Annotated in this window: 24 protein-coding genes; 12 read left to right on the top strand and 12 right to left on the bottom strand. The window is 36.5% G+C overall.

Annotated features, from left to right (window positions below):
• Positions 1 to 178: 178 nt before the first annotated feature.
• The 5 genes from ACP3T3_RS04320 (at position 179) to ACP3T3_RS04340 (ending at position 3,363) form a co-directional block, all read left to right on the top strand.
• Positions 179 to 637: an SRPBCC domain-containing protein gene (locus tag ACP3T3_RS04320; protein ID WP_426478694.1), complete on the top strand. Its 459-nt coding sequence runs from the start codon at positions 179 to 181 to the stop codon at positions 635 to 637.
• Between the two features lie 244 nt (positions 638 to 881).
• Complete coding sequence (locus ACP3T3_RS04325) at positions 882 to 1,460, top strand: YdeI/OmpD-associated family protein (RefSeq protein ID WP_426478695.1); 579 nt, start codon at positions 882 to 884, stop codon at positions 1,458 to 1,460.
• A gap of 15 nt (positions 1,461 to 1,475) precedes the next feature.
• Positions 1,476 to 1,874, top strand: coding sequence for a DoxX family protein (locus ACP3T3_RS04330; protein ID WP_426478696.1), 399 nt, complete (start codon positions 1,476 to 1,478; stop codon positions 1,872 to 1,874).
• A 147-nt stretch (positions 1,875 to 2,021) separates the two neighbouring features.
• Entirely contained in the window at positions 2,022 to 2,576 is a 555-nt protein-coding gene (locus tag ACP3T3_RS04335) for a DUF4256 domain-containing protein (RefSeq protein ID WP_426478697.1), read from the top strand.
• A 283-nt stretch (positions 2,577 to 2,859) separates the two neighbouring features.
• On the top strand, positions 2,860 to 3,363 hold the full coding sequence (locus tag ACP3T3_RS04340; RefSeq protein WP_426478698.1) for a hypothetical protein: 504 nt from the start codon (positions 2,860 to 2,862) through the stop codon (positions 3,361 to 3,363).
• Between the two features lie 154 nt (positions 3,364 to 3,517).
• On the opposite strand, the gene ACP3T3_RS04345 is transcribed toward ACP3T3_RS04340, so the two are convergent.
• Positions 3,518 to 4,552, bottom strand: coding sequence for a threonine aldolase family protein (locus ACP3T3_RS04345; protein ID WP_426478699.1), 1,035 nt, complete (start codon positions 4,550 to 4,552; stop codon positions 3,518 to 3,520).
• 85 nt (positions 4,553 to 4,637) lie between these two features.
• On the opposite strand from ACP3T3_RS04345, the gene ACP3T3_RS04350 reads away from it, so the two are divergent.
• Positions 4,638 to 5,291 carry a metal-dependent transcriptional regulator gene (locus tag ACP3T3_RS04350; protein WP_426478700.1) on the top strand — a complete coding sequence of 218 codons (654 nt, stop codon included), beginning with the start codon at positions 4,638 to 4,640 and terminating at the stop codon, positions 5,289 to 5,291.
• A gap of 326 nt (positions 5,292 to 5,617) precedes the next feature.
• Positions 5,618 to 6,346: an IND family subclass B1 metallo-beta-lactamase gene (gene blaIND / locus ACP3T3_RS04355; protein ID WP_426478701.1), complete on the top strand. Its 729-nt coding sequence runs from the start codon at positions 5,618 to 5,620 to the stop codon at positions 6,344 to 6,346.
• A 124-nt stretch (positions 6,347 to 6,470) separates the two neighbouring features.
• Here blaIND and ACP3T3_RS04360 read toward each other — a convergent pair whose 3' ends face one another.
• The 4 genes from ACP3T3_RS04360 to ACP3T3_RS04375 all read right to left on the bottom strand — a co-directional run bounded on the left by ACP3T3_RS04360 (position 6,471) and on the right by ACP3T3_RS04375 (position 10,308).
• Positions 6,471 to 7,136, bottom strand: a complete 666-nt coding sequence (locus ACP3T3_RS04360) for a hypothetical protein (protein WP_426478702.1) — start codon at positions 7,134 to 7,136, stop codon at positions 6,471 to 6,473.
• A 108-nt stretch (positions 7,137 to 7,244) separates the two neighbouring features.
• Positions 7,245 to 8,384, bottom strand: a complete 1,140-nt coding sequence (locus ACP3T3_RS04365; protein ID WP_426478703.1) for a hypothetical protein — start codon at positions 8,382 to 8,384, stop codon at positions 7,245 to 7,247.
• Between the two features lie 25 nt (positions 8,385 to 8,409).
• Positions 8,410 to 9,246 carry a TssN family type VI secretion system protein gene (locus tag ACP3T3_RS04370; protein ID WP_426478704.1) on the bottom strand — a complete coding sequence of 279 codons (837 nt, stop codon included), beginning with the start codon at positions 9,244 to 9,246 and terminating at the stop codon, positions 8,410 to 8,412.
• Positions 9,247 to 9,366: 120 nt separating this feature from the next.
• Positions 9,367 to 10,308 carry a type VI secretion system baseplate subunit TssG gene (locus ACP3T3_RS04375; RefSeq protein ID WP_426478705.1) on the bottom strand — a complete coding sequence of 314 codons (942 nt, stop codon included), beginning with the start codon at positions 10,306 to 10,308 and terminating at the stop codon, positions 9,367 to 9,369.
• A 457-nt stretch (positions 10,309 to 10,765) separates the two neighbouring features.
• On the opposite strand from ACP3T3_RS04375, the gene ACP3T3_RS04380 reads away from it, so the two are divergent.
• The 5 genes from ACP3T3_RS04380 (at position 10,766) to ACP3T3_RS04400 (ending at position 15,250) form a co-directional block, all read left to right on the top strand.
• Positions 10,766 to 11,557, top strand: coding sequence for a S1/P1 nuclease (locus ACP3T3_RS04380; protein WP_426478706.1), 792 nt, complete (start codon positions 10,766 to 10,768; stop codon positions 11,555 to 11,557).
• A gap of 363 nt (positions 11,558 to 11,920) precedes the next feature.
• On the top strand, positions 11,921 to 12,787 hold the full coding sequence (locus ACP3T3_RS04385) for a sigma-70 family RNA polymerase sigma factor (protein ID WP_002979276.1): 867 nt from the start codon (positions 11,921 to 11,923) through the stop codon (positions 12,785 to 12,787).
• A gap of 210 nt (positions 12,788 to 12,997) precedes the next feature.
• Positions 12,998 to 13,600, top strand: coding sequence for a hypothetical protein (locus ACP3T3_RS04390; protein WP_426478707.1), 603 nt, complete (start codon positions 12,998 to 13,000; stop codon positions 13,598 to 13,600).
• A gap of 15 nt (positions 13,601 to 13,615) precedes the next feature.
• Positions 13,616 to 14,116 carry a GNAT family N-acetyltransferase gene (locus ACP3T3_RS04395; protein WP_426478708.1) on the top strand — a complete coding sequence of 167 codons (501 nt, stop codon included), beginning with the start codon at positions 13,616 to 13,618 and terminating at the stop codon, positions 14,114 to 14,116.
• A 15-nt stretch (positions 14,117 to 14,131) separates the two neighbouring features.
• Entirely contained in the window at positions 14,132 to 15,250 is a 1,119-nt protein-coding gene (locus tag ACP3T3_RS04400) for an FAD-dependent monooxygenase (protein ID WP_426478709.1), read from the top strand.
• Positions 15,251 to 15,678: 428 nt separating this feature from the next.
• On the opposite strand, the gene ACP3T3_RS04405 is transcribed toward ACP3T3_RS04400, so the two are convergent.
• From ACP3T3_RS04405 to ACP3T3_RS04435, 7 genes are all read right to left on the bottom strand, one after another.
• Complete coding sequence (locus ACP3T3_RS04405) at positions 15,679 to 16,143, bottom strand: hypothetical protein (RefSeq protein WP_426478710.1); 465 nt, start codon at positions 16,141 to 16,143, stop codon at positions 15,679 to 15,681.
• A gap of 90 nt (positions 16,144 to 16,233) precedes the next feature.
• A complete protein-coding gene (locus ACP3T3_RS04410; RefSeq protein WP_426478711.1) occupies positions 16,234 to 18,981 on the bottom strand; it encodes a multicopper oxidase domain-containing protein in 2,748 nt (915 codons plus the stop codon).
• A gap of 89 nt (positions 18,982 to 19,070) precedes the next feature.
• Positions 19,071 to 19,544 (bottom strand): DUF3347 domain-containing protein, encoded by a 474-nt coding sequence (locus ACP3T3_RS04415; RefSeq protein WP_426478712.1) that lies wholly within the window; start codon positions 19,542 to 19,544, stop codon positions 19,071 to 19,073.
• A gap of 116 nt (positions 19,545 to 19,660) precedes the next feature.
• A complete protein-coding gene (locus ACP3T3_RS04420) occupies positions 19,661 to 20,041 on the bottom strand; it encodes an HYC_CC_PP family protein (RefSeq protein ID WP_426478713.1) in 381 nt (126 codons plus the stop codon).
• A 161-nt stretch (positions 20,042 to 20,202) separates the two neighbouring features.
• Positions 20,203 to 22,440, bottom strand: a complete 2,238-nt coding sequence (locus tag ACP3T3_RS04425; RefSeq protein ID WP_426478714.1) for a TonB-dependent receptor plug domain-containing protein — start codon at positions 22,438 to 22,440, stop codon at positions 20,203 to 20,205.
• A 43-nt stretch (positions 22,441 to 22,483) separates the two neighbouring features.
• Positions 22,484 to 23,293 carry a 3-deoxy-8-phosphooctulonate synthase gene (gene kdsA, locus ACP3T3_RS04430; protein ID WP_264517835.1) on the bottom strand — a complete coding sequence of 270 codons (810 nt, stop codon included), beginning with the start codon at positions 23,291 to 23,293 and terminating at the stop codon, positions 22,484 to 22,486.
• 574 nt (positions 23,294 to 23,867) lie between these two features.
• Positions 23,868 to 24,395 carry a DUF1697 domain-containing protein gene (locus ACP3T3_RS04435; RefSeq protein WP_426478715.1) on the bottom strand — a complete coding sequence of 176 codons (528 nt, stop codon included), beginning with the start codon at positions 24,393 to 24,395 and terminating at the stop codon, positions 23,868 to 23,870.
• Between the last annotated feature and the right edge of the window lie 86 nt (positions 24,396 to 24,481).

A 24,481-nucleotide genomic window follows, 5' to 3' on the forward strand; every position in this document is an offset into this window, starting at 1 on the left:
TTCAATGATCAGTGAAAGGATAACAATTTTAAACATTAAAAATTAAACGTTAAACCTTGACCCCTTATACTCTCCAATCTCAAACGCTCAAACGCTCAAACCCTCAAACCCTCAAACCCTCAAACTCTCAAACTCTCAAACTCTCAAACTCTCAAACCTTAAAAACCAAACTCAAAATATGGAACTTAAAACAAAAATCCATGCCGAAGACGGCCAACAGGAAATTTTCATCACCAGAGAATTTGATCTTCCTGTAGAACTGCTTTTCAAAGCATATACAGAAGCTGAACTATTCGAGCAATGGATGGGAACGAAAGTAACCAAATTCGAAAATAAGCAGCATGGAAGTTATCGTTTCGAAACGTCAAATCCACAGGGTGATGTAGTTTTCAGTGCCAACGGAACCATTCATGACATTGTTCAGAATGAGAAAATTATAAGAACTTTCCAGATGGAAAACACCCCTTTTCCGGCTCAGATTGAGTTTTTAGAATTTGAAAAGTTAACGGATACCACCAGCAAAATTACGATCCAAACCATTTATAAATCTGTAGACTGCAGAGACCAACATCTGAAAATGCCATTCGCACAGGGAATCAATAGGGCCCATAACCGTTTGCAGGAGCTGTTTAAATGAGATGGGAGAGATATTGATGATAATAGATAAATAGATAATAGATGAAGAGATAATAGACGAAGAGATGAGAGACAATGGACGCCGAAGTTTCAAATTGTGAATATCAATGTCAATAGTGAGTTTTGCTTTGCAAGTGAATCGTCAATGATCTTTGAAAGGATAACAACTTTAAACCTTGAACATTAAACTCTCATACTCTCCCACTCTCAAACTTTCCAACCCTACCACTCTAAAACTTAAAAACATGAATCCAAAAGTGAATTTTTTCTTCGAAAAAGCCGGACAATGGCAGGAAGAATTTGAAAAATTAAGAACCATCGCCCTCAGCACCGAATTGGTGGAAGATTTAAAATGGGGCTGCCCATGTTATACCTATGAAGGGAAAAATATTTTCCTGATCCACGGTTTTAAGGAATATTGTGCCCTGCTTTTCTTTAAAGGCGCTTTGATGAAAGATCCCGATCATATCCTGATCCAGCAGACTGAAAACGTGCAGGCGGCAAGACAGATCCGTTTTACTGATATTGAACAGATCAATGATATGGAACAGGTTTTACGCAGCTATATGTTTGAAGCCGTGGAAATTGAAGAATCAGGCGCTAAAGTGGAAATGAAAAAAACAAAAGAGTTTGAAATGCCTGAAGAGTTTCAAAATAAACTGGATCAGAACCCGGTATTACAGGAAGCTTTCAAAGCATTAACTCCGGGAAGGCAAAGAGCCTACCTGCTCCACTTCTCCTCTGCAAAACAGTCCAAAACCCGTGAAGCCCGCATAGAAAAATGCATCCCACAAATAATGGACGGAATAGGATTAAACGATTAACGAAAAAAACAGATCATGAACACACCACAACCATCACAAAAAAGAACAAAGATCATCTATTGGATATTTACCCTTTGGATGGCTCTGGGAATGGTTTCCACTGCCATTGTCCAACTGATGAAAAACAAAGATGAACTGGCCAATTTTACCAATCTCGGCTACCCTTCTTATCTGATGACCATCATCGGAGTATGGAAAATCCTGGGCATTATTGCCGTACTGATTCCAAAGCGTCCGCTTTTAAAAGAATGGGCCTATGCAGGATTTTTCTTTGTCATGTCAGCAGCTGTTATTTCCCATCTTATTGTTGGTGACACAGCAGGCAGAACATTTCCTGCCGTATTATTATTGTTTTTGGTTATTATTTCCTGGTATTTCAGACCCGCAGAAAGAAAAGTCACTGCTATTGATTAATTATTTTTAAGATTAAAAAAGAAAGAAATTTTACCGAAGATAAAATCGTTGCACCTTAAACAGCCACTCATTTTCAAAAAACTTGCATTTTTGCGATTTCCAGCAACACAACACTACACAACAAAGCAACTGTAAAACAAATTTGATATGAAAAAGAAACTAACCCCGGAACAGATCAACGAGCTTTTAAAAACATTAAAAGTCCGATTCGAAAAAAATATGAACCGTCATAAGGACCTGAAATGGGAGGAAATCCAGCAAAAACTGGAAGCCAGCCCAGAAAAAATAGGGTCTTTATACAAAATGGAAACTACAGAAGGAGAACCCGACGTAGTAGATTACAATAGAAAAACAGGCGAATATTCCTTCATCGACTGTTCTCCGGAAAGCCCGAAACGAAGAAGTCTATGCTATGATTATCAGGCCTGGAATACCAGAAAAGCGAATAAGCCGGAGAGCAACGCCATTGACACCGCCTCTGAAATGGGTATTGAAATTTTGACAGAAGAGCAATACCGACGTCTTCAGGAATTAGGAAAATTTGACCAAAAGACTTCAAGCTGGATAAAAACACCAGGTCAAATCCGGGAGCTCGGAGGTGCTATTTTCTGCGACAGACGGTACAACACTGTATTTACATACCACAATGGCGCAGATTCTTATTATGCGGCAAGAGGTTTCAGAGGAATTTTGAACGTGTGAACTATAGGGCTGATGAGTTTTTGCCATCCGGCGGAGGAATTTTTGGCCTTCTTTTGAATATTGGGCATCACTTTAATTTTGTCATGGGATCAGTTTGGTTAAAAAACGGCTGATTTATTTTTCAATATTTACCCAATACTTCAATTAATATTTTTTATTAAAATCTATTTTCCTAAATATTAATTTTCATCATAAAATCATTATCTATTTATATCTTATTTTTAATATACAAATACTATTGTTATTTTAGCAGTATAGAAATTTGATTTTAACAATTAAGGATATGAAAAAATTAATCTTATTGGGCGCTGTATCAGCTTTTTTAATCAACTGTAATAAGAAAACTGAAGCACCGGCTCCCAAAGCGGAAGCAGATACTCTTGCTGTAGAAGAACCTGTAATAGATACCCTTGGACCAAAATCGTTCTGTTATATCGGAGCTACAGGTAAAGACAGTGTTTTTGCTTCTATTGATGACAATCTGGGAACCATCACCGGAAAATTATTGTATAAAAACAGTGAAAAGGACAGCTCAAAAGGAGATGTAACCGGTTTTAAATCAGGAGATACCCTAAAGCTGACCTATGAATTCTCTTCTGAAGGCAAAAAAAGCAAGAGAGACATTTACTTCATTCAGAAAGATAATACTTTAACAGAAGGTATTGGTGATCATAAAGAGGAAGACGGACAGTCTAAGTATGCTGATGAGAAAAAAATCAGCTACAAAGACGGACAGAAGCTAACGCCTGCAGACTGTAAAATAGTCAATGAAGCTTTGAAAAAATAATTTATTATAAAACAAAAAAGAGATTGTCTCAAAAGTGTCATTCTGAACGAAATAAAATGTAGTGAAGAATCTCATCTAGTTGTTTATGATTGAGATTCTTCCTTCGTCAGAATGACAAAAGACCTGATGGACTTTTGAGACAGCCTCTTCATTTTTATGGTAATTCTTTTTCAATAACTTCAATAAAACGGTTCACAGCTTCATTACCCGTATTCCACGAAGTAATAAGACGAATCGCTGAAAGGTTTTCATCCACTTTTTTCCAGACAAAAAATTCAAAATTTTCTGATAATATTTTAATAAGATGATTATTTAAAACAGGAAAAATCTGGTTGGTATAGGTATCTGCAAGAAATGCAACTCCTTTTTTCCGCAATGCATTTTTTATCTTCATGGCCTGCTGGTTCGCATGTTGTGCCAGATCAAAATACAGATTATCTTTCATCAGCTCCAAAAACTGGATTCCCAAAAGCCTTCCTTTAGCCAGTAATGCTCCTTTCTGCTTGATATTGAATGCAAAATCCTCCTGAAGCACAGGATTATTGATAACAATAGCCTCTCCTATCAATGCGCCGTTCTTAGTTCCCCCAAGGTAGAAGACATCAGTAAGGGCAGCTACTTTTTCCAGGGTAAGATCACTGATTTCAGACATTAGGCCATGCCCCAGCCTTGCACCGTCCATAAACAGGAATAGGTTATTTTGTTTACAGAATGCAGACAGCTCTTCCAGCTCTTTTGCCAGGTAAATAGTTCCCAGCTCTGTAGAATTCGAGATATATACCAGCTTAGGCATTACCTGATGCGGAACATTTCTATGATTTTCCAGCACAGGAACAATATCCGATGGTCTTAGCTTTCCATCTGCTGTATCAATGCTCAATACTTTATGGCCAGTGGCTTCAATAGCTCCTGTTTCATTGTTCAGGATATGGCCGGGAGCGGCAGAAACCACACATTGATAAGGCTTTAAGATTGCTGAAATAACAATTAAGTTAGCCTGTGTTCCTCCCGAAACCAAAAAAACTTCAGCATTCTGATTGTTGATTTTTTCTTTAATTAATGTTTTAGCTTTTAATGAATACTCATCTTCTCCATATCCGGCCTGCTGATCAAGATTATTCTGTAAAAGTGCCTGCAAAATATTCGGGTGGCAGCCTTCAGAATAGTCGTTTTTGAATGAAAATTTCATAGAGTAAAATTAAAAAAAGTTAAAATAACAAGAGTCAACTTTTCATTTTATTTTGTTAGATTTGTATTGAAAATCATCTAACATTTTGAAAACAACCCTAACAGAAGAGAATTACCTGAAAGCTTTGTTTCATTTAGTTGACAATGAAGGTAAGGCTACGATTAATGAGCTCAGTAAATTTTTGAATGTAAAAATGCCGAGTGTCAATAATATGATGAAGAAGTTTGCCGAGAAAAAGTGGGTCATCTATGAAACTTATAAGCCCTTAATCGTTACAGAAAATGGAATGCGGGAAGCTGCCCTGGTTGTTCGTAAACACCGGCTTACCGAAATGTTTTTGGTTAAAAAAATGAATTTTGGCTGGGAAAATGTTCATGAAATTGCAGAACAGCTTGAGCATGTACATTCTCAACTTTTTTTTGATAAAATGGATGAAATTCTGGATCATCCTAAATTTGATCCTCATGGAGAGCCTATTCCTGATAAAGACGGAAATATCATTGCCCAGGATTTACAGAAGCTCAGCAGCTGCGCGCCCGGAGAAACAGTAACTTTTGCTTCTGTTACTCTTTCTGACGGTGCTTTTTTAAATTACCTGAACGATAGGAATCTTCTCCTTAATACCAAAGTAAAAATCATTAAAATTGAAAGTTTTGATAAATCAATGACCATAGAAATTGATGGAAAAACAGAAATTTTAAGCAAAAAAGCAACTGAGAAAATACTTGTTAAGAAATAAATCATTAAAACTGAATAAATAAACCTAACAGGTTTTTAAAACCTGTTAGGTTTGACATTTAAAATTTAAACCATTAAGAATCATTCTGATTGTCAAGCTCAACTCATTTGTCTGAATACTCTTAACAACTTATTATAGTCTTGGTGGTTCAAAAAAATTGGGTTTTAATTTTTTAAGCTGTTAAAGAATTTTTTGGATACTGTTAAAAAACGGTTAAACTCTTTTTCTATAAATCCCGGAGATTTATTTTTAGCTAGGTTTGCAAAACAATCTTCAGACTTTGTCTTTTCTGACAAATACAAACATTAATTATTACTCAAAAAATTATGAAAAAAAGCATTCCGTTTTTTATTATTTCGATGTTATTAAGTCCATTTATAAATGCCCAAACCACACAGGTAAGGGATTTTGTGATTGAGCCGCAGATTAAACCCAACTTTTATATTTACAAAACTTTCGGGGTATTCGGAGGTAAAGAATATTCTACCAATGCCGTTTACCTGGTGACCAGAAAAGGAGTGGTTTTATTCGATGTTCCATGGCAGAAAACACAGTATCAAAGCCTGATGGATACCATTCAGAAACGTCATAACCTTCCTGTTATTGCTGTATTCGCTACTCATTCACACGAAGACAGAGCCGGAGATTTAAGCTTTTACAATAACAAAGGAATTAAAACTTATGCAACAGAGAAAACCAATGCACTTTTAAAGAAAGACGGAAAAGCAACTTCCACTGAAATTATAAAAACGGGTAAACCTTACCGTATCGGCGGCGAAGAATTTGTGGTAGATTTTTTGGGTGAAGGGCATACTGCTGATAATGTGGTGGTATGGTTTCCAAAATATAAAATACTGGATGGAGGATGCCTTGTAAAAAGCAAAGCCGCAGCTGATCTCGGATACACCGGTGAAGCCAACGTTGCCCAATGGCCAGAAACTATGAAAAAACTGCAAACCAAATACGCACAGGCTGTCCTGGTTATTCCGGGCCATGATGAATGGAAAGGTGGCGGACACGTAGAACATACTCTTGATCTTTTGAACAAAAAATAAAATTAAGCGCCCGGGCAGATTGCCCGGGCGCTTAATTTTTTCCCAATCATCACATTAATGATTGATATTTTCCAGAAGCTGCGATACTCTCAATTTCTTCCATCGTATTGAGACAGCCTAAATCTTAATTTACAGCCTGTTTTGATATTAATATTTCTTCTGCTTTCTTCCATACAGGTTCTCCCATAAGCCTTTTAATTGCATGAGTATGAGGATCATCCTCTTTACCACTAGCTGCCCTTGACTTCAAATTTGTAATAACTTGTTCCAGAGGACCTTTATCTCCGTTTTTCGCATATTCAGAAGCCCATTCCACGGAATACTTAAACGCCTGGTATTCATTTTCAATTTTTTTATCAAACATAGATAAGTTTTCAACCTTGTCATCTTTTATTCGGTTAAACAATATATGTCCATATTCATGTACAATAACAATTAATAATCTATCTTCGGGATATTCTAAATTTTTTTTAATAAAAAATTCCGGATTTAATTCCATGACCTTACCCTTTGCACGCCCAGGTCCATGCATTTGGGCATTAAAAACAATTGGAACGTCATCCCGTTCTATTGTTTGTAATTCTTTCCACATTTTTGGAAGATTTTTTTCACACGCACTTCGTATTTCTTTATCTGTCATTACCTGATCCTTAGATTGGCTTTGAGCATATATAAAAGAGGGAAGACATATCATCATCACAACGAAGACGATATTTTTTGATTTTACATACATCATCATTAATAAATTTTTATCTAAACTACAACTAAATTTATATATATCCTTTTTCATTTTGTTTTTTAGTGTAAAAAGACAAAAATACGGTGTCAGGAGATGTCGTAATCAATAAAAAAAGTCCTGATTTCTCAGGACTTTTATACTATCTATAACTAGTTTTTATTAATCTAAAACACTCCAGCCTCTCTTAGGGTTTGTATTGGTAGAAACTTCCTGCTCATTAACGATAATATTTTCTTTTCTCTGACCAATGTAATCCAGTTCGCTCAGTTTAGAGAAAATCGTTTCAAGGCTTCTCAGCATCTGCTGAATATAAAGCAATGGCTCACCACAGTTATGGTGGTCATAATTGGTTTCTGCAACAATAGAAAGCTGGTTCAGTAAAGTATGAGGAGCAATTTCACTCCATTCCAGGCTATAATTCAACATTTCTTCCAGTTCGGCAGGAACAAGAAGCTGGGTTGAATTGTACAGATGAAGCGCCAGTCTTGCAAAAGACTCAATTAAAAATACAGGCGGCTGCCAAGGGGTAATATTTCTGAACTGGAAGTACATATCTCCAAACGTATTCACCATAGTAGTACACAGAAACTTAACGTTTTGTGCCAGAGCGGTATTCTGATTTTTATGAGAAGCCTTCTGAATAATTTTAAAAGCATATTGCTGAAGATTCCCTATAGATTTTGCAAAACTGCTGTAATAGTCTACTAAAGCCGGATGACTCTGTACAGAAGCACAAGGCGGAATAAAATTGGAATCTACCTGAGCAATATTTCCTTTTAAATCTACCTTACCGATAATAAGGTAATTTCCCCCCGAATAGCTGCTGTTCAAAGATGTTACAGGCAGCAGCTCTATATAGTGGTTGGGCTGTGCGCTTGGGTGGCGTGGCGGAATTTCTTCAGGATCAATGTCACCAAAAGGTACTTTATCAAAAGGATTTACAGAGATGAGGATGTAATATTCACCATCTGCCTGCTCTTCGTTCATGGATTTTGCCAATGACTTTACGCTGATCCTTCTGTCTGTCAGTTCAATACGGTATCCGGCCATCGTTACAGCGCTGCAACGCTTGATTACGAGCTGCACATCATTGGTAGCCGTGTTATGAACATCAAAAATGGTACGATCTGTAAACTCATTGGAAATAGGTAAAAGGCCGTAATTATATGTAGTAATCCCAAGTGAATTGGAATCTCTGATGGTATCAATTAAGAAATTATCCTGATCATTAAGGTGTCGCTGGGAAACTTTCATCCCATCTACCCAATTGATTGCAAAATGTTTAATAGGCTGTATCATGTTTAATACTTTTTAATTTTTGTGTTTATGATTTTCTAGTGACTCCCTCCTCTTCATGCTGAATAACCCTCTTACAGATTACCACTTCGTTTTCAGAAATGTTGTTTGTCGTAATGTCGTGGTCGAAATCTATATATTTTCTAAAGCTGAAAAATGATTTTTTCGTATAAAAGATCCAGTAATACGGCTCATTTCCTTCGTCTGAAAGATGAATGACAGATCCCGGATTTTTGTGGTTATAATCATCAACCACCCTATAGAACCAGTCTCCGAAAGTAACTCCTGTTGGAAGGGTTTTCGCTTTAATTCTGAAACGGTTTGTATCTTCTAATTTTTTACTCAGTTCCACATTCAGAACCATGAGCCTGTCAAAATCTGCACCTTCGAAATCCGGCAGTTTCTGCTCCGGCGAATATCTCCATGTTTTATAAATATCAAAAGGAATGCTGATAAACTGGATATAACAGTAATAAAACACCATCGGAACCACAAAGATCACCATACTTGTTGCCGCCATTACAGCATATCCTGTTCCTTTACTCATCCAGTTAAAAAGCAGAGTGAAAAGATATCCCCCTAAAGCCATACACGTCAATGAAAGTATCGATTCAAACAAAATACTCATGGAAAATGAGTCGATGTGCTTTTTGAAATATTTATGCAGCAGATTCACATGAATAATTCCAAAAATAAGGTAAATAATCTGCGCAATAAGATACCAGTACGGATTAAAAAGATTTCCGGCAAATCCAAAAAAGCCCGGGATAGCCAGACATAAGCTGCACAGCAATACGTATACAATAATTACTTTAATTTTTATCGCAGGTTTATTTCTCCTGATTACACCGAGTATAACCATCATAATAATTGCGATTAAAGGCATTAAGATATACCTTAAAAAAATACCTTTTACTGAAGAAATTTCCATTTGTTTCTTTTCGAATTTATACTTTGTTGGTAGCTGTAAATATAATAAAATAATTTAGAGAAATGTAGAGTATCCAAGGCGGCTGGCATTTCTTTCATCGTCCTCAAGGCTGAATGAATATTCCTCTTTTTCTGTGACAAAATTCTCATCTACATCCACTGTTACCGGAAGAAAATAATCATAAAGAGCCTGAAGTACATTTCTGAACGGACTTCCCGGGATATACTTTTTCATATCCCCATAAGGAATGGGTCCAATATTTACCACCCAGTTCCGCTGCCCGTCCATATGCGGTCCGCTTGGAATATAGGTGACGCCCAGTCGTGAATTTCCCAGTAACATGGAATCATCATTTTTCTCAATTTCGTCAATAATATTAGGTGAAAAAGTTACTTTTACCGGTACCTGCAGAAAAGCAGTCATACATCTTTCAAACCATCTTTTATCTCCTCTGATCTGATGGAAAAACGGTAAAATATGCATAAAGATATAAGCATTCTGCTTATCCAGCATTTTTATCAGAGGCCAAAGCTCACTTACCGTTTCCAGTAAAGAATCTGTGCTGCTTGTAATATCAAACTCAGATTCCTTAAGCAGAGCACTGATCTCTGTAAAAAACACTTCCAGTTCAAAAGGACGGAAAAATTTACGGGCATCCTCTTCTACCCTTTTCTGTTTCCGGATTTCCCTTACCACAGTATCTACATTTTTTCTGGAAGCTCCAAGAGACGGCGGATGGAACAAACCTTCCGGAAGGTAATCATAAATACCCTCTCTGTAGCTTTCTATAGTAAAAACCTCCTCATCAAATCCTAAATAACTGCTTGAAATACTTTTAATGTCTTTCAGGTAAGCACGGTCGTTTATACCGACACGCTCAATGAATATATTGCTTACCGCACGATGGTACTTCAAGAGGTTAACCGCCACAGCTTCAGCCTTAAAGTCTGTCTGCAGCTTATTGTAATGCATATCTACAATATTATTCTCATACATAGTGTTTCCTCTGATTATGACTTGTAAAGATAATATATCTCGTAAGTTTGAAAAAATAATTTAACTATAATTTTATTCTAAAATAATAATTTATTGGTATAAAAGGTATAATTTCCATCAAATTCCGTAAAAATACGGTAATTAATGGGTGGGTTTGCTTTTTTTAATTTAAAATTATCAGTTCATTATCAGGTGTTTAAAGTTCAGTTTCCCATATTTATCGCTGTGATTAAGCATATATTAATAAAGGACCTTTGTCTGCTTTTGTACTGCCCTACTCTTATTTTCATCATATCCGCTTTCTGAAATATGGAAATTTAAGTCGTTAAACCTACTATAACTGCCACTTTTATTTGCATTAAATTTTATTAACATCATCTTATAGAATAAATTCGGGATAATCCATGCTCATTCCGAAAGGGGACGTATCTTTGCAGACTGAAAATTGTTATTTAAAATGAAAAGTATTTATTCTAAAATTCTGATTTTAGCATTCATGGCCTCTTCACTTTATTCGTATGCGTGGGGATTAACGGGACACAGGGTAATTGCAGACATTGCACAAAACCACCTTTCCCGAAAAGCAAGAAGAGAGATTAAAAAGATCATGGGAAAAGAGCGCCTGGCTTACTGGGCGAACTGGCCGGATTTTATTAAGTCTGATACCACAGGAGCATGGAAGCAGGCTTCATCATGGCATTATGTAAACATTGATCCGATGACTGATTTTAAAGCTTTTGAAGACAACTTAAAAGCGCAGGCAGGACCAAGCCTTTATACTCAGGTAAACACCCTGTCCAGCCAGATCAAAGATAAAAACACTTCTGAAAAAGACAGAAAAATTGCTTTAATCTTCCTTATCCATATTATGGGAGATCTTGCACAGCCTCTTCACGTAGGAAGAGCAGAAGATTTGGGTGGAAATAAAATCAATGTTACCTATTTCGGGGAAAAAACCAATTTACACTCTGTTTGGGATGGAAAATTGGTAGATTCTCAAAAATACAGCTACACCGAATATTCTAAGCTTTTAGATACCAAATCTAAAGAGGAAGTAGCACAAATCCAATCCGGAACACTGGAAGACTGGTTGTATGATTCTCATAAAATTGCCAACAAGATTTACGCCCAGACTCCTAACGATTCTAAATTATCTTACGACTATCAGTATAAGTTTAATGAAACAATGGAAAGACAGCTTCTATACGGAGGATTGAGACTGGCGAAAATTTTAAACGAACTTTTCTAGTTGCGGGTTATGGGTTGCGGGTTCATTAACCATAATAGCTTGCCATAGTAATCTTAGATATAAAAACGGGACTTCGGTTTCGTTTTTTTTGTTTAAGGTTTAAGGTTTAAGGTTTAAGGTTTAAGGTTTAAGGTTTAAGAAAATTACAGGATTCAAAGGAATTCTAATTTTTAATGATTGTGATTTATATTTTTTTCAATCGAAAAACAACTATAAGCAACTAAATATCAATTAATTAAATTATTTAAAAATACATTAATACATTTTACTTTATACATTTTACAAAAAATACTGCACCTTGTGTAACCTTTTTACCTTTTCATACGTATATATTATAGTAACTCTATTTTGAGGATAAAATAAATGAGACAATTAAAAATCACTAAGCAGGTTACCAACAGGGAAACTGCTTCATTAGACAAGTATTTGCAGGAAATTGGTAAAGTGGAACTGATCACTGCGGACGAAGAGGTAGAATTGGCACAAAGAATACGTGCCGGCGACAGAGCCGCACTGGAGAAATTAATCAAAGCCAACCTTCGTTTCGTAGTTTCTGTATCTAAGCAATACCAAAATCAAGGTCTTTCTTTACCCGATTTGATCAATGAAGGTAACTTAGGATTAATGAAAGCAGCAAAAAGGTACGATGAAACTAGAGGTTTCAAATTTATCTCTTATGCAGTATGGTGGATCCGTCAATCAATTTTACAGGCTTTGGCTGAGCAGTCAAGAATTGTAAGATTACCATTAAACAAGATTGGATCTATCAACAAAATCAATAAAGCATACGCTCACCTTGAACAGGAAAATGAAAGACCCCCTTCTCCGGAAGAATTGGCTGAAGTTCTTGACATGAGCGAAGAAGATATCAAAGAATCTATGAAAAACTCCGGAAGACACCTGTCTATGGATGCACCTTTGGTAGAAGGTGAAGATTCTAATCTTTATGATGTATTACGTTCAGGAGAATCCCCAAGTCCTGATAAAGATCTGATGCTTGAATCTCTACAAATTGAGATTGAAAGAGCATTAAATACTTTGACACCAAGAGAGGCTGATCTGGTAAGATTATACTTCGGACTGAACGGAAAACACCCAATGACTTTAGAGGAAATTGGTGAGACTTTCGATCTTACAAGAGAGAGGGTTCGTCAGATCAAAGAAAAAGCAATTAAGAGACTAAAACACAATACCAGAAGCAAGATCCTTAAATCTTACCTGGGTAAATAATTTTAGCGTAAAAAAATTTATAGGCGGAGTCTGTTTTCAGGCTCCGTTTTTTTATTCCATAGTTAAGAAACTATATATGATTAAGTATTGTAACATTGTTCAACGTTTATTCAACTAATTAAAATCATATCCTTTAATCACTGGTGATAGAATTGAAATGATTATTTTAGTTGCTTTGGATATAATGCAGATTATCAAACAAAACATACTATGAAAAAAATACTTTTCGCCTCTGTGCTGGCACTAGCTCTACTTTCATGCAGGGAAAATAAATCACGGCAGGCTCCTGTGGTAGAAAATGCAGTTGACAATGCTGAATCTTCAGTTTCAGGTTCTATCAAGAAAGACACATATTCGCGTAATGGAAATCTGGTTCATGAAATCTATCAGGAGCTGATAAAAAATGATAAAACTTTACAGGATCTTGACAAGAGAATAGAAATTATTGACAAGGAAGCTGAGGATGCAATGACTGAATATGATGATGTTATTCAAAAATCAGAAACATACTATAATGATGCAGCTGAACTATCAAATTCGGTAACCGATTCTGTTACAAAAAAAAAAATTGAAAAAGAAATTAAAACCAGCTCTGACCAATATAATTTAAAAACTCAGGCCATCAGAGATCTAATCACTAAAATAAAAGCAAACAGGGTCACACTTCATGATCAATATGTTGTATTCAAAATCAGAAAAACCCTTCCTGAAATTAAAAAGTACCAAAATGCCCATCCTCTGAAAACAGACCATCTCAATCAATTCATCAACAAACAGAACCAACTGCTGGAAGAATTGAAAAAGTTAAAATAAATACCAGTCCATCTCATGAAATATACAATAAAATGGCTCACGGATAAAGCCCGCATTAAAGAATTGGTAGACTTTTTTATTACCCATAAAACTGATGCCTACATTTCTCATGGCGAAATGATGTCCGGAAGGGCTATCGATTCACACCACTGGAATCCGGATCTTGAAATAATTCTTACGGAACAGCTGATTACTGATTTTAATTCTGATGGCAGTTCCAAGCTGAATATTCTGGTTGCAGAAAATGAAAGCGGGGAAATCGTCGGAATGATGGTTTTCAATGTGATCAACAGTCCTTTTAAAAAGTATGCGATTTTAGAAGATATGCTTCTGGATCAGTCCGTGCGGGGACAATCTCTTGGAAGCACACTTTTGGAGAAAGCCATTCATGAATCTAAAAACTGGAATATCAATTTTATCTTATTAGAAAGCGGTGTCAACAATCATGGAGCACACAACTTTTTCAGCAGATACGGCTTTAAAAAAGTATCGGAAAGCTATATTTTAACATTATAAATTAAATGATGTCTTATGAACAGCATTTCAATTATCGGAGCCGGAATCGGCGGACTTACCCTCGGAAATGTACTGAAACAACACCAGTATGATTTCACGATCTACGAATCTGCTCCTGAAATAAAACCTGTGGGAGCCGGAATTATGATGGCTGTAAATGCAATGCAGGTCTTTGATCAATTGGGTTTAAAGGCGAAAATTGAAAATGCGGGCAATAAAATCCATAGTATTACCTTATCCAACGAGTCAATGAAACCGTTTTCAAAAACGGAGATTCTTGAACTGGAAAAAAAGTATAATTCATGCAATGTGGCCATTCACAGAGCTGAACTACAAAGAATTCTAGCAGAAAATTTAGATCCTGCCTCTATTCAGCTCAACCATTCTTTAAGGACCATTGAAAAGAGAGAAAACTATATGTTAGATTTTAATAATGGAACCCACGTAGAAAGTAAGGTTGTCTTTGGGGCAGATGGTATAAAATCAAATATTAGAAATCAAATATTAAAAACGGGAACTATCCGAGGTTCCGGGCAGAAATGTTGGCGTGGTCTTGCAGACTTTGAGCTGCCCGAAAGATACCATCATGAAGCTTTTGAAATGTGGGGAAAAGGAAAACGTTTTGGCTTTGTAAAGATCTCTGAGAAAAAAGTATATTGGTACGCCTGCATCAATGAAAGAAGTTTTAGCAGAAGTGCGGAAATAAAAGATATTTTCAAAGAATATGATTCCCTGGTTTTAAATATTATTGAAGCTACAGCACAGGAAAATATTATTTGTAATGAAATTTCCGACCTTACTCCTATTCTCAAATGGTATTCTGAAAACCTGTGCCTGATTGGGGATGCTGCCCATGCTACTACTCCAAATATGGGACAAGGTGCCTGCCAGGCCATTGAAGATGCTTATATTATCGGAAAACTGCTGGAGAAGAATCAGGATTTCAATGCAGTCTTCGAAAAGTTTCAAACTGTCAGAAGGAAAAAAGTAGATTATATTGTGAATACCAGCCGTACCATCGGAAAGATTTCTCAATGGGAAAAGGGTAATTCACTCCGTAATTTTCTGATGGGATTGATTCCGGAAAGCATGAACCAGAAAATGGCAAAAAAGGTTACAGAACTGGAAATGTAGAAATAAAATTTAAAAATATTTTCGATGTATCAATAACAGTTAAAAATTAATAACATGAAAAATCTTTTATGTATTGCTCTTATTGATAGAATAAAGATAAAAAGGTAAATTATATCCTTGCCGATGATGAAGGCCATGAATTCCGTAAGCCGGTAAACAGTATGGCGATGTACGCTGAAACAGAAAAATTCATGGCGGAAGTAATCGGAAGAAGATATCAGAAAGAAAATGACGGAAAATGTAGCAAAACGTCTGAAGGAAATGACGGTTGATATTTCAAAAGTAACTTATACACCAGTAAAAACTGAAAAAACGGCAAGAGCTTCTAAATAATAGCATTTGAATAAATTAAATAAAGCCATCTCATGAAAATCAGGTGGCCTTTATTTTGAAATAAGGTGGATATATTATGTTCAATATATTAAAGTTTAAAGATTTTCATGATTTGTCCATTCTACAAATGCATCTGTTCCGTCTATTTTACCATTGAATACTCCCTTTGCTTTCGCAGTAGGTTGATTAGCTTTTAAATAATGATCAAAGACAAATTGATTCTGATAATTCTGTTCAGCTTTTAACCATTCATCAGTTTCAATATCTACCTTCATTAAAAAGTCAGGAGAGTGATTTTCTCTTTGCTTTGCATATTCTCCCTGATGAGGCACTTTTGTATGGTTATAGGTTTTCAGCCAGTACAACCAATAATTCCAGATTTTAAGACCAAGTGTAAAAATATCTTCTGGTAAGGGTGTTAAAAGGTATTCATTAGTCCATTCATCTTCTGATTCAGAAAAGATATTTGTATAATAATAAGGTTTGCCATTATAATCAGCAATCCCCTCAATAACAGTCATATCCCAATAATTATCTATACTATATACTTTTTCTTTCATAATATTCCGGCCCTAATTTTTATCATGTAAAATTAAAGATATACTTTTCATTATACAAAAACGTCCCATAAATGAGACGTTTTTTGTATTTTAATAAGTTAAAGTAACACCTGCACCCCAGCCCATTTCATTATCATAATTTCCGGAAAGGGACAGCCATTTCTGAACGATATATCTCAATCCTGTAGAAAACTCACCGTCTGAATTGACACTGAAATTACCTCTCAGTCTTCTGGAAAGTGGTATATCTTCACGACCCAGCTCCAATAGTACTTTTCCGTTTTGGTCAACGCTTGCATCAGCAGTAATTAACATGGGTAGTACATACTGCATACCCACCATAAATGCAAACTTGTTCTTTGAGGCTTTCTGTTGTCCGAACCAGGTCTTTTTCCCATGGAAATCCATACCCATATCTTCTGCCATCTGTCTTTCCATGATCTCATGATTTTTCTGAACTCTGATTCCTGCATAAGGCAGCGCCCACTGGAATTTTCCTAAAAACCGTCCTACTTTTGCACTTCCTTCAAAATGATCAAAATTCCAGTTGGAATGAAACTCATTCAGGTTTGCCCATCTCGGTCCGAACATCGTCATCGTTTCTGCATGGATCTTATTGCTTGCTACATCCAGCATGGCCATAGAACTGGTCATTTTGTTGTCCTGAATAAAATTTTTCCAGGCCAGTTTTCTGTTCGGAAGCTGTGGATTGGGCTTTGAATTTTCATAGCTGAAGATTCTTCCCATTCCTGCCATCATATGGTATAGAATATGACAGTGGAAAAACCAGTCACCATCCTGATTGGCTGCAAATTCTATCGTTACAGTTTCCATCGGCATGATATCTACTACATTTTTCAACGGGGAATATTCTCCTTTTGAATTGATTAGTCTGAAATCATGACCATGAAGGTGCATCGGGTGGCGCATCATGGAATTGTTATACATTTTAATTCTAAGGATCTCTCCTTTTTTGATCAGGATTTTATCTGTTTCCGTTACGGTTTTATTATCCAGTGTCCACAGATAATGGTTCATATTCCCTTCCAGCGTAAATTTCATTTCACGGATGCTGTCTGTAGGAAGAATGGTTTTCTCAGGAGATTTTAAAATATTGTAAGACAGTCTTTTGATTGTTTTTTCATCCTTCATATCCATTCCTGCGTGTTGAGAATGATCTTCTTTTTTATCTTCTTTCGTCTTCACTCCCATCATCTCATTGATATGCTTTGCTGTAGTTTTCCTTTGATTTTCAGATAGTTCCTGGTACATTACTTCATTCATATCCATCATCTGATTTCCCATCGTCATGGTCATAGGCTTCATATTTCCGCTCATTTCCATCATGCCGTTCATCATTTTCATTCCTTCAAAAAGCATCAGTCTTGGAAGATTTGGAGCTTCTACCTTCTCACCAGAACCCAGCCAAAGGGAAGCGTGTCCTATTCTGTCTTCTGCAGTTGCTCTGAATTCAAAGCTTTTATTGTCAGGAATGGTCACTTCAATGTCATATGTTTCAGAAACACCGACAATCAGACGGTCAACTTCTATTGGTACAACATCATTTCCATCGTTTCCTACTACTTTTATTTTCCCGCCTCCATAATTCAGCCAGAAATAAGTAGAAGAACCTCCGTTGGCGACCCTGAGCCTTACTTTGTCGCCAGCTTTTAAATTGGAATAGTCAGAACTGGGACTACCATTGATCAGGAATTTATCATAATAGACATCACTTACATCCATGGCTTCCATCCTTTTCCATTCATTCAGGGCTTTTGTCCCTAAATTTCCGGACTTAATGGCTTCCCAGTAACTCTGCACCGCATTTTTCTTTACAGCATACCAGTCTGTGTTGGCCATATGAAGTCTTCTGGCAAGCTGCATCGGATCATCATCACTCCAATCTCCCAGTAATACAGGAATTTCAGCATTGTACTCCGTTTTTGGTTCACCTTCTCTTTTTTTGAAAACCATGATACCGTTCATTCCTATCTGTTCCTGCAACGCTTCATGGGAATGATACCAATAGGTTCCGTTTTGAGAGATTCTGAATTTGTATAAGTGGGTTTCGCCAGGTTTTACAGGTTTTGTGGTAAGGTATGGAACTCCGTCATGTTCATTGGGAAGAATCACTCCATGCCAGTGAAGCCCTGTATTTTCCTTAAGCATATTGTGCAGGTAAATTTCGGCTGTATCTCCTTCCGTAAAATATAAAGTTGGAGCCTGAAGTTTTCCGTTGATCGCAATAGCTCGTCTGTTTTTTCCTGTAAAATTGACAATAGTATCTTTCACATAAAGGTCATAGCGAACTGTTTTCCCTCCGAAAGTAATTCTCCCGTTTTCAGAGTTTCTCTTTAAAACTGAACTTTCTTCTTTTGGACTTTCAACGTCTGCATGATGGGAATGATCTTCTTTTTCTACCAGCTCCATACCGCATTTCGGGCATTTCCCCGGCTTGTTTGAAACTATTTCCGGATGCATCGGACAAGTATAGGTTGTTTGAGCCTGCGTCTGCGGTTTAGTCTGTAATGGATTTAAAACCCTGCTTTTTGCTGGCATTACAGTTTTCACTTTCTCAGCTTTACTCTTATTTATTTTTGTTTCTGTGGGTTTTGTCTTTGTTCCTGTTTTAGGTAATGGTTTCGCTTCCGGTTTTGCTGCTACTTTAGGTTGTATAACCACTGTCTTTTTTACCAGAGTCATTCCGCATTTCGGGCAGTCTCCGGGTTTTGATGACACCACTTCAGGGTGCATCGGACAGGTATAATAGGTTTTCGTAGTTTGTGCGAAAGTAAAAACAGAGAACAAAAGCATCAGAAACATTATCAGCTTTTTCATAATATTTCGAACTTTTTAAAAGCTGCATAGCTTAAAGTAAAATACAACTCAATCTATACAACTTATTGTTTTTAAGGACAATAAAATACTTATTTAATTTCTGACTTTACACTTCCGCATGAAAGCATAGATTTCCCGTAGTATGGGTTAGCGATCTGTTTTTCATCGCTCAACCAGCTTCCATCTGCCATTGGGCAATATTGTAGATACACTGGTTTTTCAGAAAGTTTAAACTGCTTGGTTAAAGCAATCATATTGTCCGAAAGATTGAAAAAAGTTTCTCTTTGTGCTGCAACGGTTCTCGCTTCAGAGATGACGGAAGCATCTTTTCTGAGAACATTGAGGTTTCCTTCAGAAACAACTTTATAGTCAACTGCAGAAGCTGTTTTAATAAATTCTGTTGCTGCTTTTGCAGTTTTGTCAGCATCATCTGAAGCTAGTGCTGATTTGATGGCAATATAGTTCTGATACAGCTTAGAAACCTGGGCATCTTTTTTAGACTGTGCTGATAATGAAACGATTGAGAATAAAGATAAGGCTGCTGTGATGATATATTTTTTCATTGTTTTAAATTTTAGAATTATTTTTTTAATAAAGAAATGGGCAACGCATCAGTAATGCGTCGGGACATGTCGTCTGCAACAGTACTATTAATAATACCGGAAACGACAGACGAATTCTAAATTCTAAAATTACAATGATTGATGTAGATAGGTACCGGCCGGTATTCTGGTGGCGCATTGATCTGGATCTGAGTAAATTTCGTAGCTGAAAATGACTTGTCAACACCTGCAAACTGTTGTTTCACAGGAATCTCTGAAACCGAGCTTAAAAAATCAACATGAAGATAATCTGCTTTTTGAGAATCATCTACTTTTACAATTTTGATCTCTGTTTTGCAGCATCCCTTTTTATCTTTAACACCGCATTTTCCACAGATATCATCTATTTTCTGGCTTACAGAAACGAATTCTTTCATGCAATAATGAATGCTAAAAGCTGCTCCGGACGAAAACCCGAAGTAGAAAATAGAAAACAATATGGCAAGAATCTTTTTCATTGGTAATACAAAGGTAAAAATATCTCTGAAACCGTGGTTATAGAATTTGGTAATGTTGTTATAAAATTCGGGTAAATAAAAAACTTCCGAATTTTCCGGAAGCTTTTTACTGTGCTTATTCTTGAAGATTAAGGCTAAAAAAATCAACCCCAACCTCTAATTTATAGTTTGAATTCCAGTTTCACATTGAAGAAACGCCCTGTAAGACGTACCGGAACCGGATACATATAATTGGAATTATAATCTGTAATCCATTGATTGGCTACTGTGTTATTGATATTAAATGCATTGAAAACCTGAACACCCAATGTCAGTTCCTCAAAATTACCCCAGAAACCTGATCTTTTATTTTTTTCTTTAGGATCAATAAATACTTTTGTTAATCCTAAGTCCACTCTTTTATAAGAAGGAAGGGTCTGCTGATAATTATATGCTGAACCAAAATCTGGCTGCCCGTTACTGTTGAACATCACCGGAGCCCCTGTTGGCAACCCCATAGCATACACTAAAGTAAGATTGACACGCATAGATGGGAAGCTTGGCATATAATCCTGATAGAACATGGCAAACCTCAACCTCTGATCTGTAGGTCTCGGGATATCTCCTCGTCCATCAATATTTTCATATACTCTTGCGTAGCTCGCAGATAACCATGAATCTACACCCGGAACAAATTCTCCAAATAACCTGGTATCAATACCATACGCATATCCTTTGGAATTATTCTGGCCCGAATAACGGATTCTCACATTATCCATATAATACGGAATCAGGTTATCCATTTTCTTATAATAAAGTTCTGTGGTCAGCTTAAATGGCCTGTCGTACATCTGGAACTCGTAATCATTGGCAAGAATGACCTGGATAGAGCGCTGTGATTTTATATTGGAGTTGAAATTCCCATCCAGATCTTTAATTTCCTTATAGAAAGGAGCCTGATAGTAAATACCTCCTGAGATTTTGAACAACATATCGCTTTCCCAATCAGGCTTTATCGCGAACTGGGCTCTTGGAGAGAAAATAGTTTCTTTATTGAAGCTCCAGTTGGCCACACGTACTCCGGCATTCACGAACACTTTACTGGCACCCCAATAGAATTTTTGTGAATACTGTGCGTATGCCGAAAGTCTTGTAGGTTCAATATTGTTTTGTCCGGCAATATAATAAGCAAGCTTAAGGTCTCCTGTAGTTCCGGTTCTCGGATCGATAATTTCCGGCCTTGGAAGGCTGTATCCTGCAGAATCTACCAATTTCCACTCGTTGGTAAGATCCTTCAGATTTTCTTTTTCATACTTAAATCCAACTTCAAAATCCGTATTTATATTAGGAGAAAATTTGGCTCTGAACTGAGTTCCGTAGGTTCTTACAAATAAATCATTTCTTGCATGTTCTATCTGACTTCCAACATCGAAAGATGTTACAGGCTGCTGTGTCACAGGATCAAATGTCTGAAGTTGATATGCCGACTGTATTGTATAGTACTCTCTTTCCCTGTTCTGATAAGCAAAAGCATCCAGTGTAAGCTTCCATTTGTCAGTCGGCTTATAGTTCATGGAAAATGTACCCATCATGTTTTTATACTGATCATTTTCCTGACCTCCATAACCAATATTCACGGTTATAGGCTGCTGAAGACTTCCGAATGTTACACTTTTCGCCTTAGGGATCATTTCATAATCATTCTTGGAATAGTATCCGATGAATGACATAGAGAATTTATCACTGACATGATAATTCAGATAAGACTGGAAATCCCAATACGTTGGATTAAAGTCTGTATCTTCCTTTAATGTATTAAGAACAAGATTGGTATTTCTGTATCTGCCGGAAAATAAGGCTGTAAACTTCTTATTTTTTGAAGCCAGACCTGTAGTCAGTCTGCCTCCAATTAAACTGGCTTCTCCTGAAACTTCAAATTTTTCAGGCTCACGGTAATAGATATTTAAAGCTGAAGACATTTTATCACCGTATTTGGCTTCAAATCCTCCTGCCGAGAAATTCACTGCAGAAACCATATCCGGGTTAATGATACTCATCCCTTCCTGTTGTGAGTTTCTGATCAGGAAAGGTCTGTAGATCTCAATATCATTAATATAGATCAGGTTTTCATCATAGTTTCCACCACGAACCATATATTGGGAAGACAGCTCTGTATTGGAGTTGACAGAAGGAAGTGTTTTAAGCAGTCCTTCAATTCCTCCATTGATAGAAGCTACTGATTTTGCTTCTTTTGCTGAAATTCTAACATTGGTAAGATCATTTGTTCTTCCTGTTGCTTTTTTCTGGAAGACAACTTCCTCTATATCGGTCACTTTAGTATTCGCTGTATCTTTTTTTCTGTGTTGTGAGAAAATCAGGACAGGAACCATAAGGCTTAGCGGTAAAACTAGTTTTTTCAAAAGAAATGTTTTAGAATTTCTAAAATTAATGTTTTTTTAACAATTACAAAATCGATTCTCTAATTCTTGTCAATTTTTGTAACAAATCTTCTAATAAATCTAATCTTAACATGTTGGCGCCATCAGATAATGCGGTTTCGGGTGTAGGGTGTGTCTCAATGAAAATTCCGTCTGCACCTACTGCAATTCCTGCTTTGGCAACGGTTTCAATAAGATCCGGTCTTCCGCCTGTCACTCCTGAGCTTTGGTTAGGCTGCTGGAGAGAGTGTGTAACGTCCAGAATCACCGGGGCGTATTCTCTCATAGTAGGAATTCCTCTGTAATCTACAATCAGATCTGTATATCCGAAAGAATTTCCTCTTTCAATGATCGCTACTTTCTGGTTATTGGAATCTGTAATTTTCTGAACGGCAAACTTCATTGCTTCCGGTGAAAGGAACTGCCCTTTTTTCAGCGTCACACATTTTCCCGTTTGTGCTGCCGCCACTAATAGATCAGTCTGACGTACAAGGAAGGCAGGAATCTGTAAAACATCTACATATTGTGCCGCCAATGCTGCATGCTCATTTTCATGAATATCGGTTGTCGTAGGAATATTAAAGGTCTCTCCTACTTTTTTAAGAATTTCAAGAGACTTTTCCTCTCCAATCGTTGTAAAAGAATCTACACGGCTTCTGTTGGCCTTTTTAAAACTTCCTTTGAAAATATAAGGAATATTGTATTTATCTGTGATGCTGATTACTTTTTCGGCAATTCTCAACGCCATGTCTTCCCCTTCAATAATACAAGGTCCGGCAATAAGGAAAAAGTTTTTTGAATCTTTGTGTGAAATATTATCTAAATACTGAATCATTTTGTTGTAATTAAAAAGTTCAGTAAAAATACTGAGAAAGTTTCATAAATGGAAATTATTTGGTTGCTTTAACAAGCTATGGTTGCAATCGTTTTTGAGCCCTTTGGATTTCCGATTATTAAATTGATAGATGCTTCGACAGGCACAGCATGACAATGCTAATACTATCTATATTAAAGTGAAGATTATAAAAACCAGTATAAATAATCAGTGTGGAAAAACACGTCAGGTTTACTTCACATTAACGTTATTTTATAGCCGTGTCATGCTGAGCCTGTCGAAGCATCTGCGATAATTTATTTAGAATTTCTTCAGAACCTTCTCAAACGTATTCACATTTCTGCTTGTAAACTGGCCTTTAAGATTCTTCTTGCCCAATACTTTTCCAAAGGCAGAATCTGTGTAAATCTGAGGAATCTGTGGGAAACTCTACCATAACTTATAGGATAGGTTTTGGCTGAAGCCAATGGCTGTTACTTTTATTGATAAACGGACTAAAGCCCTTCCTTATTGAATTTCCAATAAATGTTATAATATAACTGGATAAGCTATATCCGAAGGTGATTCGTATATTTTAATTCATCTTTTTCAGAACCTTCTCAAACGTATTCACATTTCTGCTTGTAAACTGGTCTTTAAGATTCTTCTTACCCAATACTTTTCCAAAGGTAGAATCTAAAGTATTGCCTTTCGGAACCTGCCAGTAAAATATGTCATTGATAATTTCTGCTCTTTCATTTTCTGCCTTGGCCGTTTTCTGAAACTCCTCCATCAGCACCTTCTCCACTCCGGGAACGCCTACAAAACTATAAATGTGGAAATTGTCATTCTTATCAAAAGGAATACTGTTCCAGAAAACTTCTGTCTCCTCCTGAGATTTGATAAACAGAAAAGCTTCATAAGAAAAGTGCTCTGACATTGCTTTTTCAAGTATGATTTTTAAATCCTCCACCCTTTTATCTGAAGAAAAAACAATATTTCCTGAAGCTAATATTGAACCCACCTCTTTCATGCCGGCATCTTTAAAAACCTTACAGACATCAGCCATTTTCATATTGGTTCCTTTTACGTTGACACCACGGAGAAAAGCACAGTATTTCATTTTTTTAGGGATTAGGTTTTAGATAATGGGCTGCAGGTATTGTTAGGTCTGAGGGTTTGAGAGTATTAGAGTGAAAGAGCTATTGT

Origin of the sequence: Chryseobacterium sp. CBSDS_008 (assembly GCF_049959325.1) — a bacterium.
Classification (GTDB): Bacteria; Bacteroidota; Bacteroidia; order Flavobacteriales; family Weeksellaceae; genus Chryseobacterium.

Bases quoted from the DNA above. Each gene is read 5' to 3' on its own strand.
- ACP3T3_RS04320 (WP_426478694.1), top strand. From the start codon at position 179: ATGGAACTTAAAACAAAAATCCATGCCGAAGACGGCCAACAGGAAATT.
- ACP3T3_RS04325 (WP_426478695.1), top strand. From the start codon at position 882: ATGAATCCAAAAGTGAATTTTTTCTTCGAAAAAGCCGGACAATGGCAG.
- ACP3T3_RS04330 (WP_426478696.1), top strand. From the start codon at position 1,476: ATGAACACACCACAACCATCACAAAAAAGAACAAAGATCATCTATTGG.
- ACP3T3_RS04335 (WP_426478697.1), top strand. From the start codon at position 2,022: ATGAAAAAGAAACTAACCCCGGAACAGATCAACGAGCTTTTAAAAACA.
- ACP3T3_RS04340 (WP_426478698.1), top strand. From the start codon at position 2,860: ATGAAAAAATTAATCTTATTGGGCGCTGTATCAGCTTTTTTAATCAAC.
- ACP3T3_RS04345 (WP_426478699.1), bottom strand. From the start codon at position 4,552: ATGAAATTTTCATTCAAAAACGACTATTCTGAAGGCTGCCACCCGAAT.
- blaIND (WP_426478701.1), top strand. From the start codon at position 5,618: ATGAAAAAAAGCATTCCGTTTTTTATTATTTCGATGTTATTAAGTCCA.
- ACP3T3_RS04360 (WP_426478702.1), bottom strand. From the start codon at position 7,136: ATGAAAAAGGATATATATAAATTTAGTTGTAGTTTAGATAAAAATTTA.
- ACP3T3_RS04365 (WP_426478703.1), bottom strand. From the start codon at position 8,384: ATGATACAGCCTATTAAACATTTTGCAATCAATTGGGTAGATGGGATG.
- ACP3T3_RS04370 (WP_426478704.1), bottom strand. From the start codon at position 9,246: ATGATGGTTATACTCGGTGTAATCAGGAGAAATAAACCTGCGATAAAA.
- ACP3T3_RS04375 (WP_426478705.1), bottom strand. From the start codon at position 10,308: ATGTATGAGAATAATATTGTAGATATGCATTACAATAAGCTGCAGACA.
- ACP3T3_RS04380 (WP_426478706.1), top strand. From the start codon at position 10,766: ATGAAAAGTATTTATTCTAAAATTCTGATTTTAGCATTCATGGCCTCT.
- ACP3T3_RS04385 (WP_002979276.1), top strand. From the start codon at position 11,921: ATGAGACAATTAAAAATCACTAAGCAGGTTACCAACAGGGAAACTGCT.
- ACP3T3_RS04390 (WP_426478707.1), top strand. From the start codon at position 12,998: ATGAAAAAAATACTTTTCGCCTCTGTGCTGGCACTAGCTCTACTTTCA.
- ACP3T3_RS04395 (WP_426478708.1), top strand. From the start codon at position 13,616: ATGAAATATACAATAAAATGGCTCACGGATAAAGCCCGCATTAAAGAA.
- ACP3T3_RS04400 (WP_426478709.1), top strand. From the start codon at position 14,132: ATGAACAGCATTTCAATTATCGGAGCCGGAATCGGCGGACTTACCCTC.
- ACP3T3_RS04405 (WP_426478710.1), bottom strand. From the start codon at position 16,143: ATGAAAGAAAAAGTATATAGTATAGATAATTATTGGGATATGACTGTT.
- ACP3T3_RS04410 (WP_426478711.1), bottom strand. From the start codon at position 18,981: ATGAAAAAGCTGATAATGTTTCTGATGCTTTTGTTCTCTGTTTTTACT.
- ACP3T3_RS04415 (WP_426478712.1), bottom strand. From the start codon at position 19,544: ATGAAAAAATATATCATCACAGCAGCCTTATCTTTATTCTCAATCGTT.
- ACP3T3_RS04420 (WP_426478713.1), bottom strand. From the start codon at position 20,041: ATGAAAAAGATTCTTGCCATATTGTTTTCTATTTTCTACTTCGGGTTT.
- kdsA (WP_264517835.1), bottom strand. From the start codon at position 23,293: ATGATTCAGTATTTAGATAATATTTCACACAAAGATTCAAAAAACTTT.
- ACP3T3_RS04435 (WP_426478715.1), bottom strand. From the start codon at position 24,395: ATGAAATACTGTGCTTTTCTCCGTGGTGTCAACGTAAAAGGAACCAAT.